We start from the raw sequence: 25,706 nt of genomic DNA on the forward strand, positions 1-25,706 counted from the left end.
TCAGATGTTCCGACGCACAGCGGCAGCCGTCGCTCTGCTCACGTTCGCGACCGCGGCGCCGGCGTCCGTAGTACCGGCGTCCGCACTGCGGGCCGACGCGTCGCGGGGATGGCCGGGGACGATCAGAGGGCAGACCGCGGATCGGTATCCGGAAGGAGTGACCTGGGATCCGAGCCGGCAGGCGTTCCTGGTCGGCTCGATAGCGACCGGACGGATCGACGTGGTGGACCGTCACGGCAGGTCGAGGCCGTTGGTCGAACAGGCGCCGGGGGTTTCGACGTTCGGCCTGCATGTCGATGCCGTGCGCAACCGATTCCTGGTGACGTACGCCGATATCGGCAGCGGGGAGCGGTCGTCAGAGCCAACCACCTCCAAGCAGTCCGGCGTCGCGATCTACAACCTGCGGACCGGGCGGCTGCAGTACCGGGTCGACCTGAACACGCCCGCGCTGAACCCGGCGGGCGGCCGGCACGGGGTCAACGATCTGGCGATCGACCGTCGCGGCAACGCCTATGTCACCGATCCCGCCGGGGATGCGATCTACCGGATCACCCCACAGGGCAAGGCGTCCGTGCTCGTCCGGGATGCCCGGCTGGCCAGCCCGAGGATCGGGATGAACGGGATCGTCTGGGATCCGGCGGGCTACCTGCTCGCAGTCCGGTACGACGTCGGCTCGGTGCTGAAGATCTCGCCGGCCGGTGCGATCACCGAGGTGAAGTTGCCCAAGGCGCTGGTGGGCGGCGACGGGCTCGCGATGACGGCCGATCGCAAGTTGGTTGCCGTCACCAACAAGCTTGGTGCGCCCGGGGTGGAAGAGGTGGCCGTGCTGCGGAGTACGGACAACTACCGGTCGGCCCGGGTGGTCGCGGCGAAGGCGTGGCCGATCGGCGGCCCCACCACGGTCGCGCTCAGCCCGCACGGGATGTACGTGCTGAGTGGCCGGATCGACGTCCTGCTGGCCGGCGGCCAGTCGAACGAATTCGACCTGCATCGGTTCTGAGCGTGTGAACTGTTGACAGGCAACGTCGACAGTTTTGAGAATCATTCACATGAATGCCGGCGAGCGTCTCGAAGCGCGGATCCACGGCTTGCTGCCGGGGTTGAGTCCGGCCCAACGGCAGGTCGCCGACGAGGTACTGCGGGATCCGGCCGCCGCAGCCTCGTCGACGATCGGCGAACTGGCCGCCCGCTGCGGTACCTCGTTGCCCAGCGTCACCCGCTTCTGCCTGGCGCTCGGACTCAGCGGCTACGCCGAACTCAGGCTGGCGCTGGCGGCCGAAAGCGGACGGTCCAGCGCCAGTTGGGAGCTGGGCACCGGGGGAGAGGTCGGCGCGGACGACAGTCTGGACGACGTACTGCGTACCCTCCTGCGGGCCGACGCTCGCGCGCTGGAGGACACTGTCGCCGAGCTGGACGTCCGTGCCCTAGCGCAGGCGGTCCGGGCCGTCTCCGACGCCAGGCGAATCGACCTGTACGCCGTGGGTGGGTCGGCCACCGTCGCTGAGGATCTCCGGCTGCGGCTGCACCGGATCGGTCGTAGTGCGAACTGCTGGAGCGACGTGCACAACGCGTTGACCAGTGCGGCACTGCTCGGTGCCGGCGACGTCGCGATCGGCCTGTCGCACAGCGGCGAGACGGTCGAAGTACTGGAGCCGCTGACCCGCGCCCGGGGCCAGGGCGCGCGAACCGTTGCCATCACCAACTACCCGAGGTCACCGATCGCGCGCGAAGCGGATGTCGTACTGATCACGGCCGCGCGGGACGTGACCTTTCGGACGGGCGGTCTGTCGGGGCGGCACGCGCAGATGATCGTCCTCGACGCGTTGTACATCGGAGTGGCTCAGCGCGACTACTCCTTGGCTGAGCAGGCCTTCGACGTCACGGCCGACGCTGTCGCGGCGCATCGGGTCCAGCGCTGATCGGCAGACCCGTGTAGATGCCGGCGGCGCGGAACCGCAGGCCTGGTTCGGCGTACTCCTCCAGCGCATGGGCCGTCCACCCGATGATGCGCGCGATCGCGAACAGCGCCTCACCGGCGTCCGGGCGGAAGCCGTGGGTGTGCATCATCGCGGCGACCGCGAGATCGCTGTTGGGGAATCCGGGCACCTTCTCCGTGAGGTTTTGGATGCTGTGCAGAGCGGGGCTGTCGGCAAGCAGTTCGAACAGCGCCTCCGCGCGAGGGTCGCGCTGCTGATAGATGCGATGGCCGAACCCCGGCACCGGCTCACCGGAGCGCAACTGATCTGACAGTGCCTCGACCGGATCTTGCAGCGCTCGTTCGAGGAACTTGTAGGCCAGCGTCGTCGCAGCCCCGTGGTAGTGCCCGTCGAGAGCGCCGAGGCCGGCCGACACCACGGAGTACAGGTTGGCGCGTGCGCTCGCCGCGACCCGCGCAGCGATCGTGGAGACGGCTAGACCGTGGTCTGCCAACAGGATCAAGGCAGCATCCAGTACTGCGGGTTGCGGCGGTTGTGTGCTGACCTTCGGCCAAAGCCTGGCGCCCAGCGTGCCCACCGTGGTTTCACCGGGCAGCGCATCAACCAGTACGCCGAGGAGCCGGCGCGCAGCGGCCATCACTGATTCCGGTGCGAGCCCGAAGCGCAGCGGGTCTCCAGCGCCCAGTACTGCGACGGCTATCCGCAACTGGTCCGTCATTCGCGCGCTCGATGGCGCCACGTTCATCGCAGCACGAGCGAGCGCCACTGACTCCGGGGGAGCGGGGAAGGGGTCCTGCTCTGCCAGCTCGCCCGTCCATAGCAGGTGTGCGACCGACTCGACCGTGCTGGTGGTGGCGAGCTCGCTGGCGAGGCGGCCGCGGTAGTACAGCTCGTCGTCCTGCAGCAGGCTCAGCTCTGTTTCGATCCGCTCGACCACGCCGGGGTGTTCCACGCTCCGGCCGGCCAGCCGCTCCACGTCGGCCGCGGCGAACAGGCTGCCGCGTCGGCCGCGAGCTCGAACGCTGGTGAGCTGCCCCCGGCTGACGTAGGCGTAGATCGTCTCCGGCTTCACGTTGAGCCGGCGAGCGACCTCGGCCGTCGTCAGGTAATTCTCGTCACTCTGCTGTGCCATCCACCGCTCCGCGAGCCGTTCATATTGACTGGATCAACATTGACAATACTTGATTCGAGTTCAAGTCTGAGACGCATGTCAATTTCACTGGAAAGCCCGGTCGACGGACCGATCGAAGTACCCGCAGGGCTGCGCAACGTCGTGGTGACCGAGACCCGGCTCGGCGACGTCCGCGGTGACGAGGGCTTCTACCACTACCGGCAGTACTCCGCCATCGACCTGGCGCGCTCGAAGACGGTCGAGGACGTCTGGTTCCTGTTGTTCGAGGGCCGGCTGCCGAACGCGGCCGAGCGCGCCGGCTTCCTGGCCGAGCTCGCGCCACTTCGGCTGCTGCCGCCCGAAGTACAGGCTGTTCTTCCTGCGATCGCGGCTGCGGGGTCGTCGTTCAATCCGCTGGCCGGGTTGCGGACCGCGCTGTCTGTGCTGGCCGCGGCTCGTGAGCTGCCGCCGCTGTGGGATGCCGATCCGGCTCGGCGGAAGGCCGACGCGACGCTTGTCTGCGCGGTGACGCCGACGATTCTGGCTGCGCTGTACAGGTTGCGTGCGGGGCTGGAGCCGTTGGAGCCACGCGACGACTTGGGCGCCGCAGCTCAGTGGTTGTACCTCGTCACCGGCGAGGTACCGGATGAGTCGAAGACCCGGGCCATCGAGCACTATCTGATCGCGACGATCGACCACGGTTTCAACGCCTCGACCTTCACCGCGCGGGTGATCGCGTCGACCGGTGCCGACGTGGTGTCCGCGGTCGCCGGGGCGATCGGTGCGTTCTCGGGACCGTTGCACGGCGGCGCGCCCGACCGCGCGCTGGCCAGCCTGGACGAGATCGGTACGCCGGACCGGATCGACGCGTGGGTCCGGGCGAAGGTGAGCTCCGGCGACCGGATCATGGGCTTCGGGCACGCGGTCTACCGCACCGAGGACCCGCGGTCGCTGATGCTTCGCGACATCGCGCAAGAACTCGGCGGTGACCTGGTCGACTTCGCCACGACCGTGGAGCGGCGCATCGTCGAGGTGCTCGCCGAACTCAAGCCCGGCCGCAACCTCTATGCGAACGTCGAGTTCTACGCAGGCGTGGTGATGTCCCTGTGCGGTCTGCCGCGCGAACTGTTCACGCCGACCTTCGCGGTCAGCCGCGTGATCGGCTGGAGCGCCAACATCCTCGAACAGGCCGGTACATCGAAGATCATCCGGCCATCCGCCCGCTACGTCGGCGAAGCCCCTCCGGTGCCCGTCCCCAACTAGGCGGCTCGCTTGAAGCGCATCGAGCCGTCGGTGAGGGAGGTGTAGCGGAGCGAGAGGAAGTCGCGGGGGTAGTTCTGCCGGAGCCGCCAGGGGCCGTAGGAGCCCTGGCGGGGGAGGAGGTTGGCGGCGCGGCGGATGTAGCCCGAGGACAGGTCGACCACGGCCCGCGGCGGGGCGTCGTACTCGCTCGCGTCGATCTCCGGGACGCAGATGCTGGTGCCGGTGCGCTCCAGGTGGTTCAGCAGTCGGCAGACATACTGCGAGGTGAGGTCGGAGCGCAGCGTCCACGAGTTGTTGGTGTAGCCGATGCACCACGCGAGATTCGGTACGCCGCTGAGCATCATCCCCTTGTAGACGAAGGTGTCGTGCGGATCGATGTCCCGGCCGTCCACGGTCACCTTGATCTTGCCCAGGGCAACCATTTGCAGGCCGGTCGCGGTCACCACCAGGTCGGCCTCGAGTTCGTCACCGGAGCGCAGCCGGATACCGGTCGGGGTGAAGGTCTCGATCTCGTCCGTGACCACGGACGCCGTACCGGCTCGCAAGGCCTCGAACAGATCCGCGTCCGGGACCAGGCAGAGCCGCTGGTCCCATGGCTTGTACCGCGGGGTGAAGTGCGGGTCGGCCGGGATGTGATCGGGGAGTTGCTTGGCGACCGTGCTGTTGAGGAGCCAGGCGGCGTGCGCGGGCCACTTCCGGAAGGCGGCGTAGACGGCCGAGCTGAACGCGACGTTCTTCGTCCGGATCACTCTGTGCGCGAGCTTCTCCGGCAGCAACTGCCGAAGCTTGTCGGAGAAGGCGTCGTGGGCCGGCCGCGACGCGACATAGCTCGGAGTGCGCTGGAGCATCGTGACGTGCGCTGCGTCCGGGGCCATCGCCGGTACCAGCGTCACCGCGGTTGCACCGCTGCCGATCACCACGACTCGCTTGCCCGTGTAGTCGAGGTCCTTCGGCCAGTGCTGTGGATGGACGACGGTGCCTTCGAAGCTGTCGAGCCCGGGGAAGGCCACCTGATACCCGGAGTCGTAGTCGTAATAGCCGGTGCAGACGTAGAGGAAGGAGCAGGTGTACGACTCCTGATTCGTCTCGACGGTCCAGAGCGCATCGTCCGACGACCACGACGCCCGTACTACGTGGCGCCCGAACCGGATGTGCTTGTCGATCCCGTACGTGGCGGCGGTCTCGTGCAGGTACTCCAGGATCGACGGTCCGTCGGCGATCGCCTTGGCCGCGGTCCACGGATGGAACGGGAAGCCGAGCGTGAACATGTCGGAGTCCGAGCGGATACCCGGATAGCGGAAGAGGTCCCAGGTGCCGCCGAGGTCGTCCCGGCCCTCGAGGACGGCGTACGAGCGGCTGGGAGCCTGGGTCTGCAGCCGGTAGGCGGCGCCGATGCCGGACAGGCCGGCGCCGACGATCAGGACGTCCAGGTGCTCTCTTGGCATGATCGAGATTATCCCGGTCGGTCCTGTCGATTCCGCTCCCGGCCGTTCGTCAGCAAGATGTCCAGTACAGACCCAGTCAAGGGAGCCGGCGATGGCGCAGTACATGTTCTTGCTGTTCGACACCGAAGAGTTTTACGACAACGTCACGCCGGAGGGCTGGCAGGAGACGATGAAGCTGCACACCGCCTTCGCCGAGGCGGTCGAGGCGGCCGGTGCCAGCATTCTCGGCGGAGCGGCGCTGGAGAAGTCGTCCACGGCGAGCACGGTGAAGCAGGGCAGCGGCGAGCCGTTGGTCACGGACGGCCCGTTCATCGAGACCAAGGAGGCTCTCGGCGGGTTCTACCTCATCGACGCGAAGGATCTCGACCAGGCGCTCGCACTGGCCAAGCTCTGCCCGTCGAACAATGTCGAGGTCCGTCCGGTGATGGACACCTCGGAGGGCTCGGCGCCGCCGGCCTGATGTCCGCGCGCGAGATCGCCCGGGTGGTGGATGAGGCACACCGTCGGCATTGGCCGACGGTGCTGGCCTCGACCGTCCGGCTGACCCGGGACCTCGATCTGGCCGAGGACTGCACCCAGGACGCCTTCGTCCAGGCGCTGCGGACCTGGCCGGACGGGGTCCCGGTCAATCAGGCCGGCTGGCTCACCACGGTCGCCCGGCGGCTCGCGCTCGACCGGCTCCGGCGGGAGACGACGCTGCGGCGGAAGTTGCCGCTGCTGATCGAGGATCCGGTCTCGCCGGACGACGTCGAGCAGCCGACCGATCCGCTCCGGCTGGTGTTCACCTGCTGTCACCCGGCGCTGGCGCGTGACTCGCAGGTGGCGCTGACGCTCCGGCTGATCTGCGGGCTGACCACCCGTGAGGTGGCGGCCGGGATGCTGATCAGCGAAGCGACCGCGGCCGCGAGGATCACCAGGGCGAAGAAGAAGATCGCGGCGGCAAGCATCCCGTACCGGATTCCGCCCGACGAGGAACTGCCCTCACGACTCGATGTGGTGCTGACCGTGGTGCAGTTGGTCTACACGGCCGGCCACGTGGCAGCAGGTCCCGACCTGACCCGGGCCGATCTGACCGGGCGCGCGCTGGAGTTGGCGGGGCTGCTGGTGAGACTGATGCCGGACGAGCCGGAACCCCAAGCGTTGCTGGGGTTGCTGCAGATGACGCAAGCGCGCGGTGACGCCCGGCTCAGCGAAGACGGCGAGTTGGTGCTGCTGGCCGATCAGGACCGCTCGCGGTGGGACGTGCGGCTGCTGGCCGAAGGGCTTTCGCGGGCCACGGCCGCGTTGGAGCGGGGACATGGCCGGTTCGCTCTGCAGGCGGCGGTTGCCGGGCTCCACGTCACTGCTCAGTCGTGGGAGCAGACCGACTGGCACCAGGTGGTCCGGATGTACGACGCCATGCTGGTCAGCTGGCCGTCGCCGATCGTGGCGCTGAACCGGGCGGCCGCGCACAGCCTGGTCCCGGGCGCCGACCTGACCGCCGTACTCGCCGAACTAGATGCTCTGAGCAACGAACCGACGCTGAGGTCGTACGGCTACCTGCCCGCCGCGCGAGCCGACGTACTGGCTCGCCTCGGGCGCAAGGAGGCGGCCGTCGCGGCGTACGACGAAGCGATCGCGTTGACCGTCAACGGAGCCGAGCAACGGTTCCTCCGTCGTCGCCGCGCCGCTCTCGCGGAGTGACCTGCGGATCGTGTTGACTGGATCGCCGTGTCGTCATCGAGTGAGTTCTTCCAGTCGTACGCCGTCGGCCCGATCGAGCCGATCGGTCAGGGCATGGAGGGTGCGGTCGTCGACCTCGGCGGCGACCTGGTCGGGAAGACGTGGTTCCACCGGTCGGCGGCAGAGGTTCGGCCCTTGCAGGCTTTCCTGCTGGAGCTGAGCAGTCAACGGCTGCCGTTCAGGACGCCGGAGATCCGCGCTGTCGGCGAAGTCGAGGATCGAGCCGTCAGTGTCGAGGTGAAGCTGGCCGGTACGCCGCTGCGAGACGCGCTCGAGTCCGGGCTGATCGGCCTGCCGGACGCGCTGGACCTGTTCGTCGACCTGGTCACCGCGCTCGGCACCACATCCGCAGGCGAAGCGACGAAGGCATTGGCGGTCATCGGTGAGTCCGAGCCCTTCTGGCCTCCTTCATCCTCCACACCGCCCGCGTTGGTCTGGGGAAACGCGCTGGCCGAGTTGGTGATGCGGCGGGCCGCGGTGGGACGGCCTTTGCTTTCGGCGGACGTCGACGGGTTCGACGAACTCGTGGAGCGGGTCGTCGGCCGGCTGCGGGAAGTCGTCGTCGAGGAGCCGAGCATCGTTCACGGCGACATCTGTCAGCCGAACGTGCTGGTCGGCCAGGCAGGGGAGGTCGCCTTGCTCGACTGGGGTTTCCTCACGACAGCCGGCGACAACACCTTCGATGCCGCGACTGCCGCCGGCTTCTTCGACATGTACGGCGCGGACGCCGAGAGCCTGGACGCCGAGCTACTGGGGCGCTTCGAGAAGCTGGGGCACTCGCCGGATCGCATGCACCTGTACCGGGTCGCCTACGCGATCATCACGGCGACGATCTACAGCCCAGATGCCCGCGACGGGCACTACCAGTGGTGCCTGCGCGACCTGACGAAGTTTGGCCCGGCCATCAGGTGATCGGGTTGCCGTCGCGGAGATGGTGCAGGGGAGTCGGCGATTTGAGGATCACCGGGAGTCGGCGCTGGTTGAGCGGGCTGACGAGGCCGGTGAGCTCGTCGGCGGCGTACCAGGCGAGCCCGAGGATCTCGAAGCCGTCGGGGTGCAGGGTGTCGATGAAAGACGGGTCGTGGACACCACCGTCGTACAGGATCTCGATCGCGTCGCCCCAGCCCTCCCAGCGGGGTAGCCAATCGATCGCGAGGACGCCGAGCAGCGGGAGGGAGACGCCGAGTTCCTCCTCCATTTCGCGGAGCGCACCGGTCGCCGGGTCCTCGTCCGGCTCGACCACGCCACCGGGCAGTTCGAGATCGCGCTTGTAGCTGACCTTGCACAGCAGCACCCGGCCGCCGGTGTCGCGAACCACCACGTGCGCGATCACCCGCTTCTTCGGCAGCACCGAGTCCATCAGCGCGGTCCACCCGGTCACTGTGTCCGCACGCGGGTCGTCGCGGCGCAGTCCGTAGATCGCCAGATCGCGGCGCTCACCCTGCAAAGTCGCGCCGCCTCGCAGCAGCCCTTCGCGCCGGAACCCGGAGCGGATCGCCACCCGGGCGGACGCGCGGTTCTCGGGATCGACCTCGACCTGCAGCCGTTCCAGCCCGAGCTCACCGAAGGCGTACACGACCAGCAGCTGTACTGCGCGCTGCGCGACATGGCGGCCCCGGTACGGCTTGAAGGTCGACCAGGTGATGTTGCCGACGCCTTCCGACGTACGCCGTACCGCGACCGTCCCGACCGGACCGGAGACGCCGGCCAGCTCGACGACGAACGTCACCAGCGACCGATCCTCGGCGTACAGGCGTCGCCATCTGTCGAGCGCCGCGGCCAACCCGTCCCGCGGAGTCACTCCGTCGAGATCGAACCAGCGGACGATCTCGTCATCGGTCAGCCCGTGCGCGACCTCGATGTCCTCCGCGCGCCACGGACGCAGCGTCAACTCCCCATCGCTCAACGTCGGCTGCGGCGGCACACCAGTCACACCCAAACGCTACCCGGCCCATCCGAGCGATCGCCGATCGGGGGAAAAAAGTTTCGGCCGGGACTCAATGTTTCGGCCGGCACAGCGCGTCAAGGGGAGTACGAAGTTGTGTTCATAGCTGCTAGGGGGATTTGCCGATGTTCAAGAAGTCTTTGGCTGGAGTGGTGTTCGTCACCGCGCTCGGGGTGCCGGCGGTCGCGCACGCTGCGACCGGGTCGGCGGCGACGGTATCGAAGGTCGAGCTGGGCTGGGACAGCGCCCGGGTGAAGGTCACCTGGAGCGAGTCCGCCGCCGTCGCCAACACCATCACCGTCACGCGGGCCGGGCAGCCGGCCAAGGTGCTGGGGACGACGACGGCGACCGGGGCGAACCTGTTGTCGGTCGACCCGGCAGCGATCGGGGTGAGCAGCGACCCGGCGTCCGCCGCTGTCATCACCGTCACCGACAGCGCCGGTGGAGAAGCGAAGTCGGCCGCGTTCGACACCTACTTCCGCACGCCGGCCTTCACCGAAACATGGATGAACAGCCGCGAACTGTCGTGGAGTGTCCCGGGCGATTCGGCCGTGGACGGTACGCCGAACGATCCGCTCGACCTGGCGGGCCCGATCCACATCACGCCGATCATGAAGTTCGCCGGCTGCACGGTGAAGAGCCAACCGAGTATGACGGAGCTGCGCGGCACCATTCCGAACCAGGGCCGGCCGTTCAACCTGACCTTGCAGGCCGCCAACGAGTGGGGCCGGGACAACTACTACCGCAAGCAGGTGCGGACCTCCTCGGTCACCCTGTCCGCACCGGCGAGTACCCGGTTCGGCGCCGCGGCCGTGCTGTCCGGCAAGGTCAGCGTCCGGCACATCGTCGAGAGCGGGAGCACCTGCGTCGAGGCCGACGACCCGGATCGCGCCCGGATCCAGGTCAGCCTGCAGGGCCGCAACTCGGCCACCAGCCCGTGGTACCTGGTGAGCCCTGGCAACACGGATGCCCAAGGCAACTACAAGGTGACGCTCAGCAACCCGGGCGCCCGCGAGTACCGGGTCTGGGTCAACGAGAACAGCCTGGCCGGCACAATTCAGTACGCCAGTGTCAGCGCATCAAGGACCGTGCGAGCGACCACTGCGCTGATGTCGGCGAAGTTCATCACGCCGACGATCAGCTACGGCGCCAAGCCGCAGGCCTACATCTGGGTCAATCCGGCCGGCACCCAGCAGGCGGCGTTGCAGTTCTTGAACGCCAGTGGCGCCTGGCAAGGCGTGACGACCAAGGTGTTGTCGTCCGGCAAGGGCCTGGTGACCTTCCCCTGGAACCGCCGTGGAGTGGCTTCGTTCCGCTGGTGGGTCGGCGGGAGCACTCACAACGGCCTCCAGGTCGACCCGATCTACACGGCGCCGTTCGGCCTGAGGGTCAACTGATCTCGGGCTGAACCAAGGCTGGGCGGCGCTGCCTCAGGCAACGTCCGCCCAGCCTTCGTGTTGCGGGTCCACAAGACTGCGCAACTTCCCGGCCGCACCGTGCATCGAGACGGATATGGACCGACTGAGGAGTGGGCGCATGCTGTTGAAAGGGACGATTGCTGTCGGCTGCGGGCTGGTATTGCTCGCAGGGTGGCAGGGCTCGTCGGCCGTTGCCGCTGGGACCGCGGTGAGCGGCGTCGATCTCGCATGGGCCGACGCGACACATACGAAGATCCGGATCACGTGGACCGAGACCACTCCGGTCGCCAACTCGCTGAGTCTCGAGCCGGGCGACGGGGCCGACCCGGTGTCGCTCGGATCGGTGCCGGCGAGCGCGCCGAACGAACTGCTGGTCAACACCAGCCAGCTCGGCTCCACGTCGTCTTCCGCCATCTCGAAGATCGTGGTGACGGACCAGTCGGGCGGCGAGGCGAGCTCGCCGGGCTTCGATCGCTTCGTTCCTGGGGTCTCCGATCCCGAGCTGGTGGTGATGGCTGATGGTCGGGTGCGTTGGTCGGTGCCTGCTGCGTCGGGGCAGGACACTACGCCGCACGACCCGCTGGACCTGGACGAGCTCGCGCGCTACTCGTTGATCTTGCGACTGAACGAGCTGCCGTACACGGTGATGAACTGTGGCGAGGTGACGTTCACGACCACCGAACCGAGCGGCACCATCGCGAACCGGAACAAGCCGTACGACCTGTTCGTCGACACCGTGAACGAGTGGGCTCCGAACGGACTCCACGGAGGCATCGGCGGCTATGGGCACGTTTCGACGACGGCGCTGACTTTGAGCGCACCCGGCTCGTCAGGGTACGGCGTACCGATGACCCTGACCGGCACGCTGTCGGGTCGGTATATCTATGAGACCGGCATGCCGCCTGCCTGTATGGAGACGAGCAGCGCCATCGGCAGTGGCGAACTGGTCACCCTGCAGGGGCGCAACACGAGCACTGCCTCGTGGTACGTCATCGGCACCACGCATACGGTTGCCGGAGGCAAGTACACCTTCAGCTTGCCCAATCCCGGCGCCAGGGAGTACCGCACCGTCGTCGCGAATCGGTCCGGCTCGCCGACGGCCAGCTACGGCAGCACTTCGGCATCGAGACTGGTGAGGGCGACAACCCGGGTGATGTCAGCCAAGTTCATCACGCCGACGATCAGCTACGGCACCAGGCCGCAGGCGTACCTCTGGGTGAATCCGGCGGGCACCCAACGAGCAGCCCTCCAGTACAAGAACTCCACCGGTGCCTGGCAGGGCGTCGCCTACAAGACCTTGTACGCCGGCAAAGGCCTTCTCCAGTTCCCCTGGAACCGCCGCGGCACCACCCAGTTTCGTTGGTACGTCCCCACCAGCACCCACAACGGGCTCCCGGTCGGCCCGGTCTACACCGGGCCGTTCAGTCTGACCGTGCGGTGAGGTCAGGGGTTGTAGCGGAGCCAGACGGTGGCCAGGGGAGGGACTGAGATTTCGGCGCTGCTGGGCATGCCGTGCCAGTTGGGGCCGTTGGCTTCGATGCCGCCGAAGTTGCCTACGCCGGAGCCGCCGTAGTCGGCGGCGTCGGTGTTGACCAGTTCCTGCCAGTGGCCCGCGTAGGGGAGGCCGAGGCGGTAGCCGTGGTGGGGGACGGCCGAGAAGTTGGTGATGCAGGCGAGGGTCGGTTCACCCTCGTCGCCGTACCGGACGAAGGAGAAGACGTTGTTGCCGGCGTCGTTCGCGTCGATCCAGGAGAAGCGCTCGGACGCGTGGTCGGTCGACCACAGTGCCTTCGTGTCGCGGTAGTTGCCGTTCAGGTCCTTCACCAACTGCTGCAGGCCGCGGTGGTCGGAGTGGTCGAGCAGCCACCAGTCGAGTTCGCCCTTCTCGGACCACTCGGACTCCTGCCCGAACTCGCACCCCATGAACAGCAGTTGCTTACCGGGATGCGCCCACTGCATCGCCAGGAACGCGCGCACGTTGGCGAGTTGCTGCCACCGGTCGCCCGGCATCTTGCGCAGCAGCGAGCCCTTGCCGTGCACCACCTCGTCGTGCGAGATCGGCAGCACGAAGTTCTCGGAGTACGCGTACATCATCGAGAACGTCATCTCGCTGTGGTGGTACTGCCGGTAGATCGGCTCGTGCTCCAGGTAACGCAGCGAGTCGTTCATCCAGCCCATGTTCCACTTGAAGCCGAAGCCCAGGCCGCCGAGATGGGTCGCGCGGGTGACGCCCGGCCACGAGGTCGACTCCTCGGCGACGGTGATCACGCCCGGAACCCGCTTGTAGAGGGTCGCGTTCATCTCCTGCAGGAAGGACACCGCTTCGAGGTTCTCGCGGCCGCCGTACTGGTTCGGCACCCACTGGCCCTCTTCGCGGGAGTAGTCCAGGTAGAGCATCGAGGCGACCGCGTCGACCCGCAGGCCGTCGATGTGGAACTCCTCGGCCCAGTAGACCGCGTTGGCGACCAGGAAGTTCCGCACCTGCGGGCGGCCGAAGTCGAACACCAGCGTGCCCCAGTCGGGCTGCTCGCCGCGGCGCGGATCCGGGTGCTCGTACAGCGGCGTACCGTCGAAACGGGCCAGCGCCCAGGCGTCCTTGGGGAAATGGGCCGGCACCCAGTCGACGATGACGCCGATACCGGCCTGGTGCAGCGAATCGACCAGGTAGCGGAAGTCGTCCGGGCTGCCGAAGCGCGACGTCGGCGCGAAGTACGACGTGACCTGGTAGCCCCAGGAACCGCCGAACGGATGCTCCATCACCGGCATCAGTTCGACGTGGGTGAAGCCCATTTCGGTGACGTAGGCAACGAGTTCGTCCGCGAGTTCGCGGTACGACCTGCCCTTGCGCCAGGAGCCGAGGTGGACCTCGTAGACGCTCATCGCCTCCGCGTACGCCTGCGAGGCGGCGCGCCGGTCGATCCAGGCGGAGTCCTGCCACTCGTACGTCGACTCGTGCACCACCGAGGCGTTCGCGGGCGGCGTCTCGGCCAGGTTGGCCATCGGGTCGGCCTTCTGCCGCCAGACCCCGTCGCGCCCACAGATGTCGAACTTGTACCGCGTGCCCGGGCCGACGCCGGGGACGAAGATCTCCCAGACGCCGGACGAGCCCATCGTGCGCATCGGGTGCGCGCGGCCGTCCCAGAAGTTGAAGTCGGCGGTGAGCCGGATGCCCTGGGCGTTCGGGGCCCAGACGGCGAACGACGTACCGGTCACGGAGCCGGTCGGGCCGTCGTAGCGGCGGACGTGCGCGCCGAGCACGGTCCACAGTTGCTCGTGCCGGCCCTCGCCGATCAGGTGCAGGTCCATCTCGCCGAGCGAGGGGAGGTAGCGATACGGGTCGTCGAGCTCGACCGCGGGACCGTCGGTGTAGGTGACCTCGATCCGGTAGTCGGGCACCTTGTCGACCTCGAGCACGCCGACCCAGACACCCTCGAACTCGTGCACCAACTCGACCCGCTGGTCGTCGAAGACCGCGGTCACCGATTGCGCGAACGGCCGCAACACGCGCAGCGTCACACCGCTCTCGCCGAGATGCGGACCGAGCACCTGGTGCGGATCGTGGTACGTCCCGCTGACGAGCCGCTCGAGGATCTGGCGTTCGACCGGCACGGCCACCAGCCCGACCGGTTCGGCCGGCGCGTCCGGCATCACCGGAATCACGTGCTCGGGTTCGCTCATCGGCTCGGAGATCGGCGCTCCGGCCACCTCACTGACCTCGGTGTCCCGCTCACTCGAATCCATACACCCCATCCTGCCCGATAGACCACACATCTCCCGCACCCCGTACCCGAACGCCTCACACCTACACGGCGGCGCCGGGTCAGTCGTCGGCGGAGGCGCTCAGTTGGGCGGCCGCGGCCAGCGGGATGGGGAGCCAGGTCGGGCGGTTGCGGGCTTCGTACAGCGTTTCGTAGATGACCTTGTCGGCCAGGAACGCGCTCAGCAGGACAGCTTGGTCGCGAGGATCCGTGCCGGACACCTCGGCGTAGCCGTCGCAGAAGGCCTTGCGGTTGCGGTTGGCCCATTCGGCCGCGCGGTACGCGATCTGCTGGTCACCTTGGTGATCGGCCAGCAACGAGCGGGCCGCGTAGTCGAACGAACGCAGCATCCCGGCGATGTCCTTGATCGGGGTGTCCAGCGCGCGCCGCTCGATCAGCGACTTGGCCGGCTCGCCCTCGAAGTCGATCAGCTTCCAGCCGTCGATCGTGCGCAGCACCTGACCCAGGTGGAAGTCACCGTGGATCCGCTGCACCGTCACGGGCTGCCCGTACTCCGCCAGGGCCTCGAACGCCCGGCAGAGACCATCGGCGTACGGCTCCAGCTGGGGCACCGCCGCGGCCGCCTTGTCGAGACGGCGCTTCATCGCCGCCGCGTGCTCGACCATCAGCGCCGGCTCCCAGACGTCGGTGCCGAGTGCCTTGGCCAGTTCGGCGTGCACCTGTGCGGTGGCCGCGCCGAGCCGGTGGGATTCACCCGCGAAGTCGCCGCCGACCTCTTCGGCGTGCAGATCCGCTTCGGCGTACAGGTCCCGGACCGAGGTGGTCGCGTACGACCAGCCGTCGGTCGCGTTCTTCTGGAACGCCGTCATCATCGCCAGATCACCCGAATCGGTGCCGCCGCCGGCGCGCGGCCAGGAGCCACGCGCCGTCCCGAGTACCGCGGGCACCAGCTCGGAGCCCGCCTCGGTGAGCGCCGACTCGATCTCGACGCCGGGATTGCTCCCGGGCTCGAGCCGGCGGAACACCTTCAGCAGCGCGGTGTCGCCGAAGACCAGCGACGTGTTGCTCTGCTCGACCGTGAGGACGAGCGACTGCGCGTCCTCCGGTACGACGATCGTGCGCTCCGGCGCGTGCACGGGGTGGAACTCCAGCCCGTCGCGCGTGCGGCCGTGCGTGAGCGCGTCCAGCCAGTACGGCGTCGCTTCCTTGTCGTGCAGCGCGTCGTACACCCAGACCCTCGTGTCGTCGAGGTCCTGCTCCACCCAGTCACCGACCAGCGCGTGACCCATGTTGTCGGGCGGCGACTGGTGGTAGCTGAGCGGCAGCTGGTAGACCCGGATCGCGTTCTCTGCACCGGGAGGCCCGGCACAGTAGACGAATCCGATCCGGACCGCAGGCCAGACGCCCTCGTCCGACAGCCAGGCCGAGGTGGCCATCGCATCGACATGGACGTCGTGTCCCTTCTCTGAGAACCATCGCTGGTTGGCACAGAAGGACTGGACCTGGTCCAGATGGGAAGTCACGAAGAGCTCTCCTCACGATTGGCCTGGGCGACCCCGGAGTTGTTGACTGGCAGGCGGAACCAGTAGAAACCGTGCGCACCGAGGGTGAGCAGGTAGGGCAGCTCGCCGATGGTCGGGAAGTGCACCCCACCGAGCAACTCGACCGGCTCCACGCCCTGCCACTGCCGCAGGTCCAGCTCGATCGGCTGGGGAAAGCGTGACAGGTTGTTCACGCACAGCACGACGTCGTCACCGAACTCGCGAACGTAGGACAGCACGCTCGGGTTGGAACCGCCTAGGTCAGTGAAAGTACCCATCCCGAAACACGGGTGCTGTTTGCGGGTCTGGATCATCCGCCGGGTCCAGTGCAGCAGACTCGACGCGTTCTCCATCTCGGCCTCGACGTTGACCGCCTGGAACCCGTAGACCGGGTCCATGATCACGGGCAGCGTCAGCTTGCCCGGGGTGGCCGTCGAGAACGATGCGTTGCGGTCGGGGGACCACTGCATCGGCGTCCGGACGCCGTCGCGGTCACCGAGCCAGATGTTGTCGCCCATCCCGATCTCGTCGCCGTAGTACAGGATCGGCGAGCCGGGCAGCGACAGCAGCATCGCGGTGAACAGTTCCATCCGGTTCACGTCGTTGTCGAGCAACGGCGCGAGCCGGCGGCGGATACCGATGTTGGCCTTCATCCGCGGGTCCTGGGCGTACTCGCCCCACATGTAGTCGCGCTCTTCGTCGGTCACCATCTCGAGCGTGAGCTCGTCGTGGTTGCGCAAGAAGATGCCCCACTGACAGGTGTCGGGGATCTGCGGCGTCTGGGCCAGGATCTCCGAGATCGGGAACCGCGACTCACGCCGTACGCCCATGAAGATCCGCGGCATCACCGGGAAGTGGAACGCCATCTGGCACTCGTCGCCGCCGGACTCGCGGTCGCCGAAGTACTCGACCACGTCGCCCGGCCACTGGTTCGCCTCGCAGAGCAGGACGCGGTCGGTGTAGTTCGCGTCCACCTCCTTGCGGACCCGCTTGAGGAACTCGTGGGTGCGCGGCAGGTTCTCGCAGTTGGTGCCCTGCTCCTCGAACAGGTACGGCACCGCGTCCAGCCGGAACCCGTCGACGCCGAGGTCGAGCCAGAACTTCAGCGCCTCGATCATCGCGTCGCCGACGGCCGGGTTCTCGAAGTTCAGGTCCGGCTGGTTGGAGTAGAACCGGTGCCAGAAGTACTGGCCTCGGACCGGGTCCCAGGTCCAGTTCGACGTCTCGGTGTCGACGAAGATGATCCGGGCGTCGGCGTAGGCCTCGTCGGTGTCGGACCAGACGTAGAAGTCGCCGTACGGGCCGTCGGGGTTGGTGCGGGACTCCTGGAACCAGGGGTGCTGGTCCGAGGTGTGGTTCATCACGAAATCGACGATCACCCGCATGCCGCGCTGGTGGCACGCGTCCATGAACGCGGCGAAGTCGGCGATCGTGCCGACCTCCGGCATCACGTTCGTGTAGTCGGAGATGTCGTAGCCGCCGTCACGCAGAGGTGAGGGATAGAACGGCGGCAACCACAGACAGTCGACACCGAGCCACTCGAGATAGTCGAGTTTCTCGGTCAGGCCTTGCAGGTCGCCGATGCCGTCGGCGTTGGAGTCCTTGAAGGACCGCACCAGGACCTCGTAGAAGACAGCCCGCTTGAACCACAGCGGGTCACTCTTCGTCAGTCCGTGGTGCTGCTCCGGCAGCATGTCGGTCACGCTCACCTCCAATGGGTGTCATCCCTCGGTCCAAACCTAGCTGTGATGCGGTTTGCGGTACGCCGAAACGATCCGGCGACGCGCGGGTGGACACGCTTTCTCCGGGCTGCACTGATATCCCTTACCCGTCAGACGGTTTCTCAAAAGGGCAGTGCGGTCCGGTGATGTCCGGTGCTGTGGAAACGGCCGTGGGATGGCGGTCCTGGCCGACGCTCCGCTCAGTCTGCCGGGCCTTTGCCAGTACATGCAAATGGGGGCCTGATCGCCCTATCTGCGGGCCGATTTCGCTACTTTCCGGCGGTCGGTGACTTGCGTGGTTTGCGGACGTACTTGGTGAAACCGGCGCGCTCGGCGTCGGCCTCGGTGCGGAACCAGACCTCGGGCCGGGTCCGGCCGTAGTACGGCGATTCCGGGGTGTGGAACAGCATCGACTGGGCGTTGCCCTTGATGGTGAAACCGTCCGGCGGCCCCTGGTGCGGCACCGCGTCGGCCGAGCCTTCGCCGTACCGTCCGGGCGGCACGTCGTCCATCGGTTCGTCGAACAACGTCGGCACCGCAGCCTCCCCCGCATCCATCCGCTGCGAAAACTGAGCGACCGGTACTGCGGGTTCCGCGGGCTCTACCGGTACTGCGTGCTCCGCCGGAATGGCGGGCTCGGCCGGTGCCGCGGGTTTTGCGGGCGTGGGCTTCGGGGTGGCGGGGGAGGGAGGTGGTGAGGCGTCCGGCGTACCGGTTGCTCTTGCGGCTGCTCCGACCAGGACGTCCGCCTTCTCCTCGGTGGCCTGTCGCGCGGCGACCGGCGCGACCTGCGGCTGTGGCCGGCGAGCGAGCAGGAACCAGGTGATGATCGCGCCGAGCAGGAACGCCAGCAGCGACCACGGCCAGTTGTTGCGGAAGAGCCAGCTCATCGGCGGGCGCCCTTCAACCGGGCAGGTGCGAGCCGGAAGGCTAGCCAGGCGGCGGCACTACCGAGCACGAACGCGACCAACAGCAAGATCCAGACCTGCGCGACGAGCCAACTCATGGAGTCCCCTACGGAATCTATGGACCGTGCGCGAGGACATTACTCGCTCGACTGCGGGCAGGCCAACTGCCGGCCCGCCAGCATTGTTGCGCACGGCAACGACATGGGCTACGGGATGCGGAGTTCGACGCGGCGGTTGGCGACGCGGCCGGCCGCCGTGGTGTTCGACGCGACCGGGTCGGCCTCGCCGTACCCGCGGCTGATGAGGCGCTCAGCCGGTACGCCGAGCCTCACCAGCGTTGCCTTCACCGCGTCGGCGCGCTGCTGCGACAAGGGGAGGCTGCTCGCGCTGCTGCCCAGGTTGTCGGTGTAGCCGGCCACCTCGACGCGGGTGCTGTCACAACTCTTGAGCAGTGCCGACGCCTTGACGACCGACGGGCGGGAGGGATCGTTCACGATCGCGGTCCCGGACAGGAAGATGATCTTGTTCTGCGCGGTGAACTGGGCCAGCCGCGCCTCGAAGGTCTGGCAGGCCTCGGAGACCGGCGGCTTCGCGACCTGCGGCACGGTCAACTGGTTCGCGATCACCGCACCCGGCACGGCGGTCGCGGCAGCGCGCGCGGCCGTCGCCTTGGTGGCCTGGTCCGCCACCCGGCCGACCAACTTGACCGTCGTACCGTCGTACTCCACCGACGCGTCACCGGTCGCCGTCGAGAGCGCGCGGAGCAGACCGGTCACCGCCGTCGCGTTCGCCAGACCGGAGTTCGGGTCGACGGTGATCTTGTCGCCGAAGGTGCCGCCCTCTTTCAGCAACGACTGCACCTCGGTGACGATCGCGTCCTTGATCGCCTGGTTCTGCACCGCGATCGTGACCTCGAACGACGTGTCGGTCCTGTTCAAGCTGAACGGCGCGATGCCTGCCTGCGCTGTCTGAGACGGCTGGCTGGGCGTCGTGGGGGAGGCCGACGGGTTCGCCCCGGCTGTGTCGACGCTGCCGCCGGTGGCCTTGGCCGCCCGGACTCCGTCGACCCGCGCGACGACGTCCCGAGCCTGCGCTGCGTCGGCGCCGGCCGGTACGACGACCGTCGCGTCCCGGCCGTCGATCGTGACCTGGACCCCGTTGATTCCCTGGGCCTGCAGAGCAGCCAACGATCTCTCGCGGAGGTCCTCCTCGGTCGCGCCGGTGCGGGAGACGAGCAGGGCGGCGGCCAGCAGCGCGGAGACGAGCAACGCGGCGAGCAGCCAGACGAAACCAGGCCGTCGGTGGACGAGTCCGGTACTCGTCGCGACTGCCGGAATGGGGTCGGACCGGTTCTCGTCCGAGGGTCCGGGCACTGTTCCTCCGTCGACTGCGGTCAAGCGTGACCGTGCGCGCAGAGATTACTCCGTACGGCGTCCGTCGCGCACGCCCGCCCACGCCTCGACATCCGCGGCCGATCACCGCTGCCCCCGGCGTCCGCAGTACTGCGACTGTCTGCGACCGGGGAAGGCCCATTCCGTGGCGCTGCGTGAACGGGGCTGTCCATCGTTGTCCTGTCTCGGACAGGGCGCATATGTGCCATGTTGATGCGGAGGGAATCCCTTGACTTAACCCTCGTGGTTGGCCGTACTTGACCCTGCGCCCGACTCGGCAAGCGCTGACAGGAGGGGCTCATGCAGCGGCCGCCCGACTCGTCCTTGGTCATCGGCGTGGCCACGTCCACCGCCGAGCGGGTCAACCTGGCCCGGCTCCTCGCCGGCGCCGACGCGGTACTCCTGGTCTCCAGCGCCGAACAGGCCCGCGCGTTCCTGGCGCTGACCACGGCGCCCGAGACGACACCAGTAGTACTGACTCCCGCTGCCGAACCTCGCCCGACCCCGGCCGCTGCATCCGACCCGGAAGCCACATCCGATCCGGACGGGCTCAGTCTCGACGTCCACCGCCGTGTCGTCCGCTGGCGGGACCGCGAGATCTCGCTGACCCGGCTGGAACACGACTTCCTGCGCTGCCTGGTCACCGAACCCGGCCGCGTCTGGACCTACCAACGCCTCCACCTCGCCGTCTGGGGCAACGAACACCTCGGCCACGGCTCCCACATCCACTCCGTCGTCAAACGCCTCCGCCAAAAGCTCGCCGACCTGGGCACCACCGTCACCATCCACGCAGTCCGAGGCGTCGGCTTCCACCTCTTACCGGCCTGACTCCCCGCGTACGCGGAGCCGCGATGCGGGCTCGTAGTACAAGCAGACCGGCCCCGCCCACAGGTTGTGGGCGGGGCCGGGGTTGCTAGGCCTGGGTTACTTGGTGGCCTTCAGGGCGAAGTTTTCGGTGACCGGGGTGCCGGCTACCAGCTTCGTGGTGCGGGTTTGGGGTTTGTAGCCGTCCTTGGCGGCGATCAGGGTGAGGGGGTTGTTGCGACGGTCCAGCCAGTAGGCGTAGTTGCCGTCCTTGTCGGTGATGAAGGTGTACGACGACGCCCAGGAGTCGACCTCGACGGTGGCGCCCGGAAGGGGAGCGGTGACGCCGGAGGTGCTGACACCGCTGACGGTGCCGAGCAGCTTGCTCCAGGTGGTCGGCGGGGTGACGTTCATCTTCACGTCGACCGGGTTGACCGTGTACGGCGTGTTCTCACCGATGGTGACGGTGGCCGTGTAGGTGCCCGGCTGGTCGACGGTCGCGCTGAGGCCGACCTTGACGACGACCTTCTCGCCCGGGGCCAAGGTGGCCTCGGTGTGGTCGACGGTCAGCCAGCTGACGTCGGCCGACGATTCGGAGCAGTCCTCGAGACCGGGCAGTACTTCGCTGCTTGCGGTCGCGTTGAACGATCCGGACGAACCGCCGATCTTGTAGAAGCCGCACGCCGCGCCACCGCGGTACCGCGGCTGGTTGGCGTTCGGCGTTGCGGTCCACGTGTTGGCGGCCGCGTCGTAGGCGAAGCCGGCGTTGGTGATGGCGCCGGCCTGGACGCCGCCGACGACGATCAGCTTGCCGCCGGCAACCGAGTTGGACGAGGCCCAGTGGTCGGCCGGAGCGTCGGCGATCGGCGACCAGGAGTTGGCCGACGGGTCGTAGACGTAGCCGCCCTTCTGCGCCGCTGCTCCGTCGTTACCGCCGGAGCAGTACACCTTCCCGTCGATCGCGCCACAGGCCAGGAACGCCACCGACTTCGGGTAGTTCGCAACCGTCGACCAGCTGTTGGCTGCCGCGTCGTACGCGACGACCGAGTTGGACATCGGGGTGCAGTTGGCGCTGGTGCAGCCGCCGACGGCGTACAGCTTGCCGTCGAGGACAGCGGTACCGGCGGCCGCCCGCGGGGCGGGGTTGGCCGCTACTGCGGTCCAGGTGTTGGCGGCCGGGTCGTACGACCAGGTTGCCGGATCCGGACCGGACGCGCCCCAGCCGCTGCTGGCGATGATCTTGCCACCGACAGCACCGACGCTGACCGCGTTGCGGGCGCCCGGCAGCGGCGCGATCGCCGTCCAGGCCAACGTGGCCGGGTCGTAGACGTAGTTGTTCGCCGACGAGGCCGAACCGTTGCCGCCGGCAATCGAGTAGATCTTGCCGTCGACGTTGACCGTCCGGTTGTCCATCACGACCGACGGGTAGTCGGCGATGTCCTGCCACGGGGCCGCGAGCGGCTTGACCGGAGCAGCGGCACCGTTCGTCTTGCCGGTCAGCTTGCTGCCGAAGTACGTCGGTACCTCCAGCCGCTGCAGCGGGGCGCCGGTGCCGGTCAGCACCTGCGTCTTGGTGGTCGTGCTGCCGTTGGCGTTCTGCAGGACGAAGCCGCCGTCGCGCTCACCGAACTTCAGGTCGACCGGTGCGCCACCGGTGTTGGTGACGGTGAACGACTTGGTGACCTTGCCGTCCGGCATCTTCAGGTTGGCCGTGATCGCCGACGGGGTGACGCTGACCCGGCCGGCGGCCAGGGTGAAGTCGGCCGGGGTGACCCAGTCGGCTTCGACGTTCACCGACTGGTTCGCCGCGACGTAGTTGCCGGCCTTCGCGGTGAAGCCGTGCGTGTCGGAATCCGACGAGTACAGCCAGTAGAAGCCGTCGGCGAGGCCGGTGTCGTCCGGGGTGGCGACGGTGGTCGCGGTCTCGGCCGGCTTGTCGTCACGGGTGACGACGGCACCGTTCACGAAACCGCCGGTGTTGGCGTCCTTGACGTTGCCGACGACGAGGCCGCCGCCGGTCGGCTCACAGCTGATCGTGCTGCCGATCAGCACGTTGTCGACCTGCCACCACCACTCGTACGAGGCGTCGTAGTAGTGGAAACGAACCTGTACGGCGGACTTGCCGGCCGCCTGCGGGATCGGGATCTCTTTCACTCCGCGCAGGTCCGCGGTCTGGGCGACCAGGTTGCTCCAGGTCGTGCCGCCGTCGATCGACAGATCCACGTCGGCCTTCTCACCGGACAGGTAGTTCAGGTCCTGGTTGAAGCGGACCACCGGCGCGGTGACCGCGCTGAGGTCGACGACAGGGCTGACCAGGGAGGTGTCCTGCGACTGGCCGGAGCCGTACTTGTCACTGTCGACAATCGCGAAACCGCCGGACGCGCCGGTCAGGTTGCCGCGGTTGCCGGCGTCGGTGAACTTCCAGGTCTGGCCGTTGCCCTTGTTGTCGACCACGGTCCAGCCACTCGGCGCGGTGGTGCCGTCGAAGGTCTCGTAGACCCCGTCCGAGCCGTTGCGGTAGCCGGGTGCGGTCAGGCAGGCGTCGCCACGAACCGGTACGGCGACGTTCTTGGTCAGGTTGCCCGTACCGACCGCGATCGGCTGGGTCACCGTCTGGTAGCCCGGGTACTGCGACTCGACCTTGAGCGAGTACGACGCGCTGGCCGGCACCTTGAGGCTGTATCGGCCGTTCGTCGGAGTCGTGTAGTCGAAGACGCCACCCGGACCGACCACGCTCACCTTCGCGTACAGCGGCCAGCCGTGGCCGGAGCCGTCCGTGATGGTGCCGCCGACGTTGACGGTCGGAGCGGACGCCAGGGTGAAGTCCTTCGTCGTGGTGGTGTTCACGGTGATCGTTGCCATGCCACTCTGGCCGACGTAGCCGAAGGCGGCCACTGCGATCGAGTAGTCACCGGCAGGCAGGATGGCCGAGTAGCTGCCGTCTGCCGAAGTGGTCAGCACCTTGTCCGGAGTACCGGTCTGGCTGATCGTCACCGAGGCGCCGGCGACAGCAGCGCCACCGGTCGCGGTGACCTTGCCCTTGAGCGTGCCGGTGTCGCCGACCGGAGCCGCGTTCAGCAGTGCGAGCGCGTCGAGCCGGCCTTCGCCGTACACGTTGTTGTTGGTCGCCGTACCACCACAGGTGGTGTCGGACTTGTCGACGGCCGTCTGGTTGAGCAGCGCCCGGGTGGCCGCGACGTCGCCCTTCAGGCTCGGCGCCCCGGACCACAACAGCGCGACGACGCCCGCGAGGTGCGGTGTCGCCATCGAGGTGCCGTTGAAGGCGCCGTAGGTGTTGCCGGGCAGGCTCGACCGGATGTTGACACCCGGGGCCGAGATGTTCGGCTTGATCACGCCGTTCTGGCCGGAACCGCGGCCGGAGAACGAGGCGACGTTGTTGTTGATGTCGTAGGCACCCGCGGAGTAGATGCTCTGCGTGCTGCCCGGCGAGCCGCTGGTGTTACAGCCCGGGCCGCTGTTGCCGTTGGCGAACACACCCATGATCCCGGACGCGGTCCAGGCGTTGGTGACGTCCTCCATGAACGGGTCGTTCGACGGCAGCGTGCTGCCCCAGGAGTTGTTGATGACGTTCGGTCGCTTGCTCGCGTCCGGGTTCTGCCCGGCGAGGTTGGTCGGCTCGAGCATCCACTGACCGGAGCTGATCAGCGCGTCGTCGCTGGGGCAGCAGCCGTTGGCCGCGATCCACTTGACGCCCGGTGCGACACCGACCTGGTTGCCCGCGCCGTCGTCGCCGGCCATGGTGCCCATCGTGTGGGTGCCGTGCCCGTTGCCGTCGGCCGGCGCGCTCGGCGAGGTGCCGGCCGCGTCGAACCAGTTGTAGTTGTGGTCGAACTGGCCGTTGCCCAGGTTGCCGCGGTAGGAGTTCACCAGCGCCGGGTGGTCGTACTGGACCCCGGTGTCGATGCTGGCGACCACGATGCCGGCGCCCTTGTCGCCGTACTGCGACCAGACCTGGTCGGCCTTGATGTTCGCGATACCCCACTCGACCGAGTTGATCTGGTGCTCGGTGGTCCCGACGGTGGTCTTCGGGATCTCGTACTTGACCGGGTTGTAGATCGCCTCGACCTCGCTGCGCGCGGCCAGGCTCTGCGCCATCTCCAGCGAACCGCCCTTGACGACGATCGCGTTGGTGGCCCAGTAGCTCTTGTACGACGCGTGGCCGGCCTCGAGTTGGGCCTTGACGGCGGCCTGGCTCTCCGCGGCGGTCTTCTTCAGCGCGGCGGCGACCGCCGTACCACGCTGGTTCCAGTCGGTGATCTTGCTCGCGGCGGTCAGGTCGGCCTTCGCGTTGAAGTGAACCCAGAAATCGGTGGCTTCCTTGGCGTTGTCACCCTGCAGCTTCGACAGCAGATCAGGCTTGATCTTGCTCGCCGGCGCGGGCGTCCCGCTGGGTTTGGTGGGTGGCGCCGCCTGGGCGGCCGAGGCCAGCCCGGTCGTGATCACGGCGACCGCCGCCAGGGCACTCACCAGAGATCTGGCGAGTCCCCCTCTTCGTTGATGTGACATCTCTGCAGCCCCTCACTTGTACATCCCCGAGTCGGCCCCCGAGCCAACTTGCGAGGTGCAGGGCTTCGCAGGGTTCAGGGTGGTGAACCGGTTCTGCGAACGCTCCGTGCCCCCCAGGTCGCGGTTTGTGACGCCGCGAGCTTGTCGTGGACCCTATGTGTCACGCAAAGGTCTGAACAAGCACACTTCGTGAGCAAGACATCACTAGCGGTTGACCGCTTCCGGGCAAAGCTCGCCATTATTTGTCAATCCGT

Annotated in this window: 18 protein-coding genes; 9 read left to right on the top strand and 9 right to left on the bottom strand. The window is 67.9% G+C overall.

Features of this window, described 5'->3' with window-relative positions:
* Positions 1-4 precede the first annotated feature (4 nt).
* Both DIZ26_RS09975 and DIZ26_RS09980 read left to right on the top strand, forming a co-directional pair.
* On the top strand, positions 5-1,000 hold the full coding sequence (locus DIZ26_RS09975; protein WP_112239634.1) for an SMP-30/gluconolactonase/LRE family protein: 996 nt from the start codon (positions 5-7) through the stop codon (positions 998-1,000).
* A gap of 49 nt (positions 1,001-1,049) precedes the next feature.
* Positions 1,050-1,919 carry a MurR/RpiR family transcriptional regulator gene (locus DIZ26_RS09980; protein WP_112239636.1) on the top strand — a complete coding sequence of 290 codons (870 nt, stop codon included), beginning with the start codon at positions 1,050-1,052 and terminating at the stop codon, positions 1,917-1,919.
* Here DIZ26_RS09980 and DIZ26_RS09985 read toward each other — a convergent pair.
* Positions 1,879-3,069, bottom strand: coding sequence for a citrate/2-methylcitrate synthase (locus tag DIZ26_RS09985; RefSeq protein ID WP_112239638.1), 1,191 nt, complete (start codon positions 3,067-3,069; stop codon positions 1,879-1,881). The genes DIZ26_RS09980 and DIZ26_RS09985 overlap by 41 nt on opposite strands.
* 75 nt (positions 3,070-3,144) lie before the next feature.
* Between DIZ26_RS09985 and DIZ26_RS09990 the strand changes: the two genes are divergently transcribed.
* On the top strand, positions 3,145-4,311 hold the full coding sequence (locus tag DIZ26_RS09990) for a citrate/2-methylcitrate synthase (RefSeq protein ID WP_112239640.1): 1,167 nt from the start codon (positions 3,145-3,147) through the stop codon (positions 4,309-4,311).
* On the opposite strand, the gene DIZ26_RS09995 is transcribed toward DIZ26_RS09990, so the two are convergent.
* Positions 4,308-5,756: a flavin-containing monooxygenase gene (locus tag DIZ26_RS09995; protein ID WP_112239642.1), complete on the bottom strand. Its 1,449-nt coding sequence runs from the start codon at positions 5,754-5,756 to the stop codon at positions 4,308-4,310. The genes DIZ26_RS09990 and DIZ26_RS09995 overlap by 4 nt on opposite strands.
* A 91-nt stretch (positions 5,757-5,847) precedes the next feature.
* Here DIZ26_RS09995 and DIZ26_RS10000 point away from each other — a divergent pair, with 91 nt between their 5' ends.
* The 3 genes from DIZ26_RS10000 to DIZ26_RS10010 are packed head-to-tail and all read left to right on the top strand — an operon-like array spanning position 5,848 to position 8,390.
* Complete coding sequence (locus tag DIZ26_RS10000; protein WP_112239644.1) at positions 5,848-6,216, top strand: YciI family protein; 369 nt, start codon at positions 5,848-5,850, stop codon at positions 6,214-6,216.
* A complete protein-coding gene (locus DIZ26_RS10005; protein ID WP_112239646.1) occupies positions 6,216-7,439 on the top strand; it encodes an RNA polymerase sigma factor in 1,224 nt (407 codons plus the stop codon). The genes DIZ26_RS10000 and DIZ26_RS10005 overlap by 1 nt, the downstream gene beginning before the upstream one ends.
* A 27-nt stretch (positions 7,440-7,466) precedes the next feature.
* Positions 7,467-8,390 (top strand): phosphotransferase family protein, encoded by a 924-nt coding sequence (locus tag DIZ26_RS10010; protein WP_112239647.1) that lies wholly within the window; start codon positions 7,467-7,469, stop codon positions 8,388-8,390.
* On the opposite strand, the gene DIZ26_RS10015 is transcribed toward DIZ26_RS10010, so the two are convergent.
* A complete protein-coding gene (locus tag DIZ26_RS10015; RefSeq protein ID WP_232828228.1) occupies positions 8,383-9,411 on the bottom strand; it encodes an NUDIX hydrolase in 1,029 nt (342 codons plus the stop codon). The genes DIZ26_RS10010 and DIZ26_RS10015 overlap by 8 nt on opposite strands.
* Positions 9,412-9,548: 137 nt before the next feature.
* Between DIZ26_RS10015 and DIZ26_RS10020 the strand changes: the two genes are divergently transcribed.
* Together DIZ26_RS10020 and DIZ26_RS10025 are read left to right on the top strand one after the other, a co-directional pair.
* Positions 9,549-10,820, top strand: coding sequence for a hypothetical protein (locus DIZ26_RS10020; RefSeq protein WP_112239651.1), 1,272 nt, complete (start codon positions 9,549-9,551; stop codon positions 10,818-10,820).
* A gap of 139 nt (positions 10,821-10,959) precedes the next feature.
* Positions 10,960-12,282: a hypothetical protein gene (locus DIZ26_RS10025; protein WP_112239653.1), complete on the top strand. Its 1,323-nt coding sequence runs from the start codon at positions 10,960-10,962 to the stop codon at positions 12,280-12,282.
* A gap of 2 nt (positions 12,283-12,284) precedes the next feature.
* Here the strand turns inward: DIZ26_RS10025 and glgB are convergent, their stop codons facing one another.
* From glgB to arfA, 5 genes are all read right to left on the bottom strand, one after another.
* Positions 12,285-14,489: a 1,4-alpha-glucan branching protein GlgB gene (gene glgB / locus DIZ26_RS10030; protein ID WP_408610224.1), complete on the bottom strand. Its 2,205-nt coding sequence runs from the start codon at positions 14,487-14,489 to the stop codon at positions 12,285-12,287.
* Positions 14,490-14,661: 172 nt separating this feature from the next.
* Positions 14,662-16,083 carry a maltokinase N-terminal cap-like domain-containing protein gene (locus DIZ26_RS10035; RefSeq protein WP_112239657.1) on the bottom strand — a complete coding sequence of 474 codons (1,422 nt, stop codon included), beginning with the start codon at positions 16,081-16,083 and terminating at the stop codon, positions 14,662-14,664.
* The gene (treS, locus tag DIZ26_RS10040) at positions 16,080-17,795 is read right to left on the bottom strand and encodes a maltose alpha-D-glucosyltransferase (RefSeq protein ID WP_112239807.1); all 1,716 of its coding nucleotides are present in this window, start codon (positions 17,793-17,795) and stop codon (positions 16,080-16,082) included. The genes DIZ26_RS10035 and treS overlap by 4 nt, the downstream gene beginning before the upstream one ends.
* 296 nt (positions 17,796-18,091) lie before the next feature.
* Positions 18,092-18,712, bottom strand: a complete 621-nt coding sequence (locus tag DIZ26_RS37815; protein WP_198676020.1) for a sunset domain-containing protein — start codon at positions 18,710-18,712, stop codon at positions 18,092-18,094.
* 224 nt (positions 18,713-18,936) lie between these two features.
* The gene (arfA, locus tag DIZ26_RS10050; protein WP_112239659.1) at positions 18,937-20,103 is read right to left on the bottom strand and encodes a channel-forming protein ArfA/OmpATb; all 1,167 of its coding nucleotides are present in this window, start codon (positions 20,101-20,103) and stop codon (positions 18,937-18,939) included.
* Between the two features lie 318 nt (positions 20,104-20,421).
* On the opposite strand from arfA, the gene DIZ26_RS10055 reads away from it, so the two are divergent.
* Positions 20,422-20,949, top strand: coding sequence for a winged helix-turn-helix domain-containing protein (locus tag DIZ26_RS10055; protein ID WP_112239661.1), 528 nt, complete (start codon positions 20,422-20,424; stop codon positions 20,947-20,949).
* Between the two features lie 96 nt (positions 20,950-21,045).
* Here the strand turns inward: DIZ26_RS10055 and DIZ26_RS10060 are convergent, their stop codons facing one another.
* On the bottom strand, positions 21,046-25,413 hold the full coding sequence (locus tag DIZ26_RS10060) for a S8 family serine peptidase (RefSeq protein WP_232828229.1): 4,368 nt from the start codon (positions 25,411-25,413) through the stop codon (positions 21,046-21,048).
* Positions 25,414-25,706: the final 293 nt, after the last annotated feature.

Source organism: Kribbella monticola, from assembly GCF_003261635.1.
GTDB lineage: Bacteria > Actinomycetota > Actinomycetes > Propionibacteriales > Kribbellaceae > Kribbella > Kribbella monticola.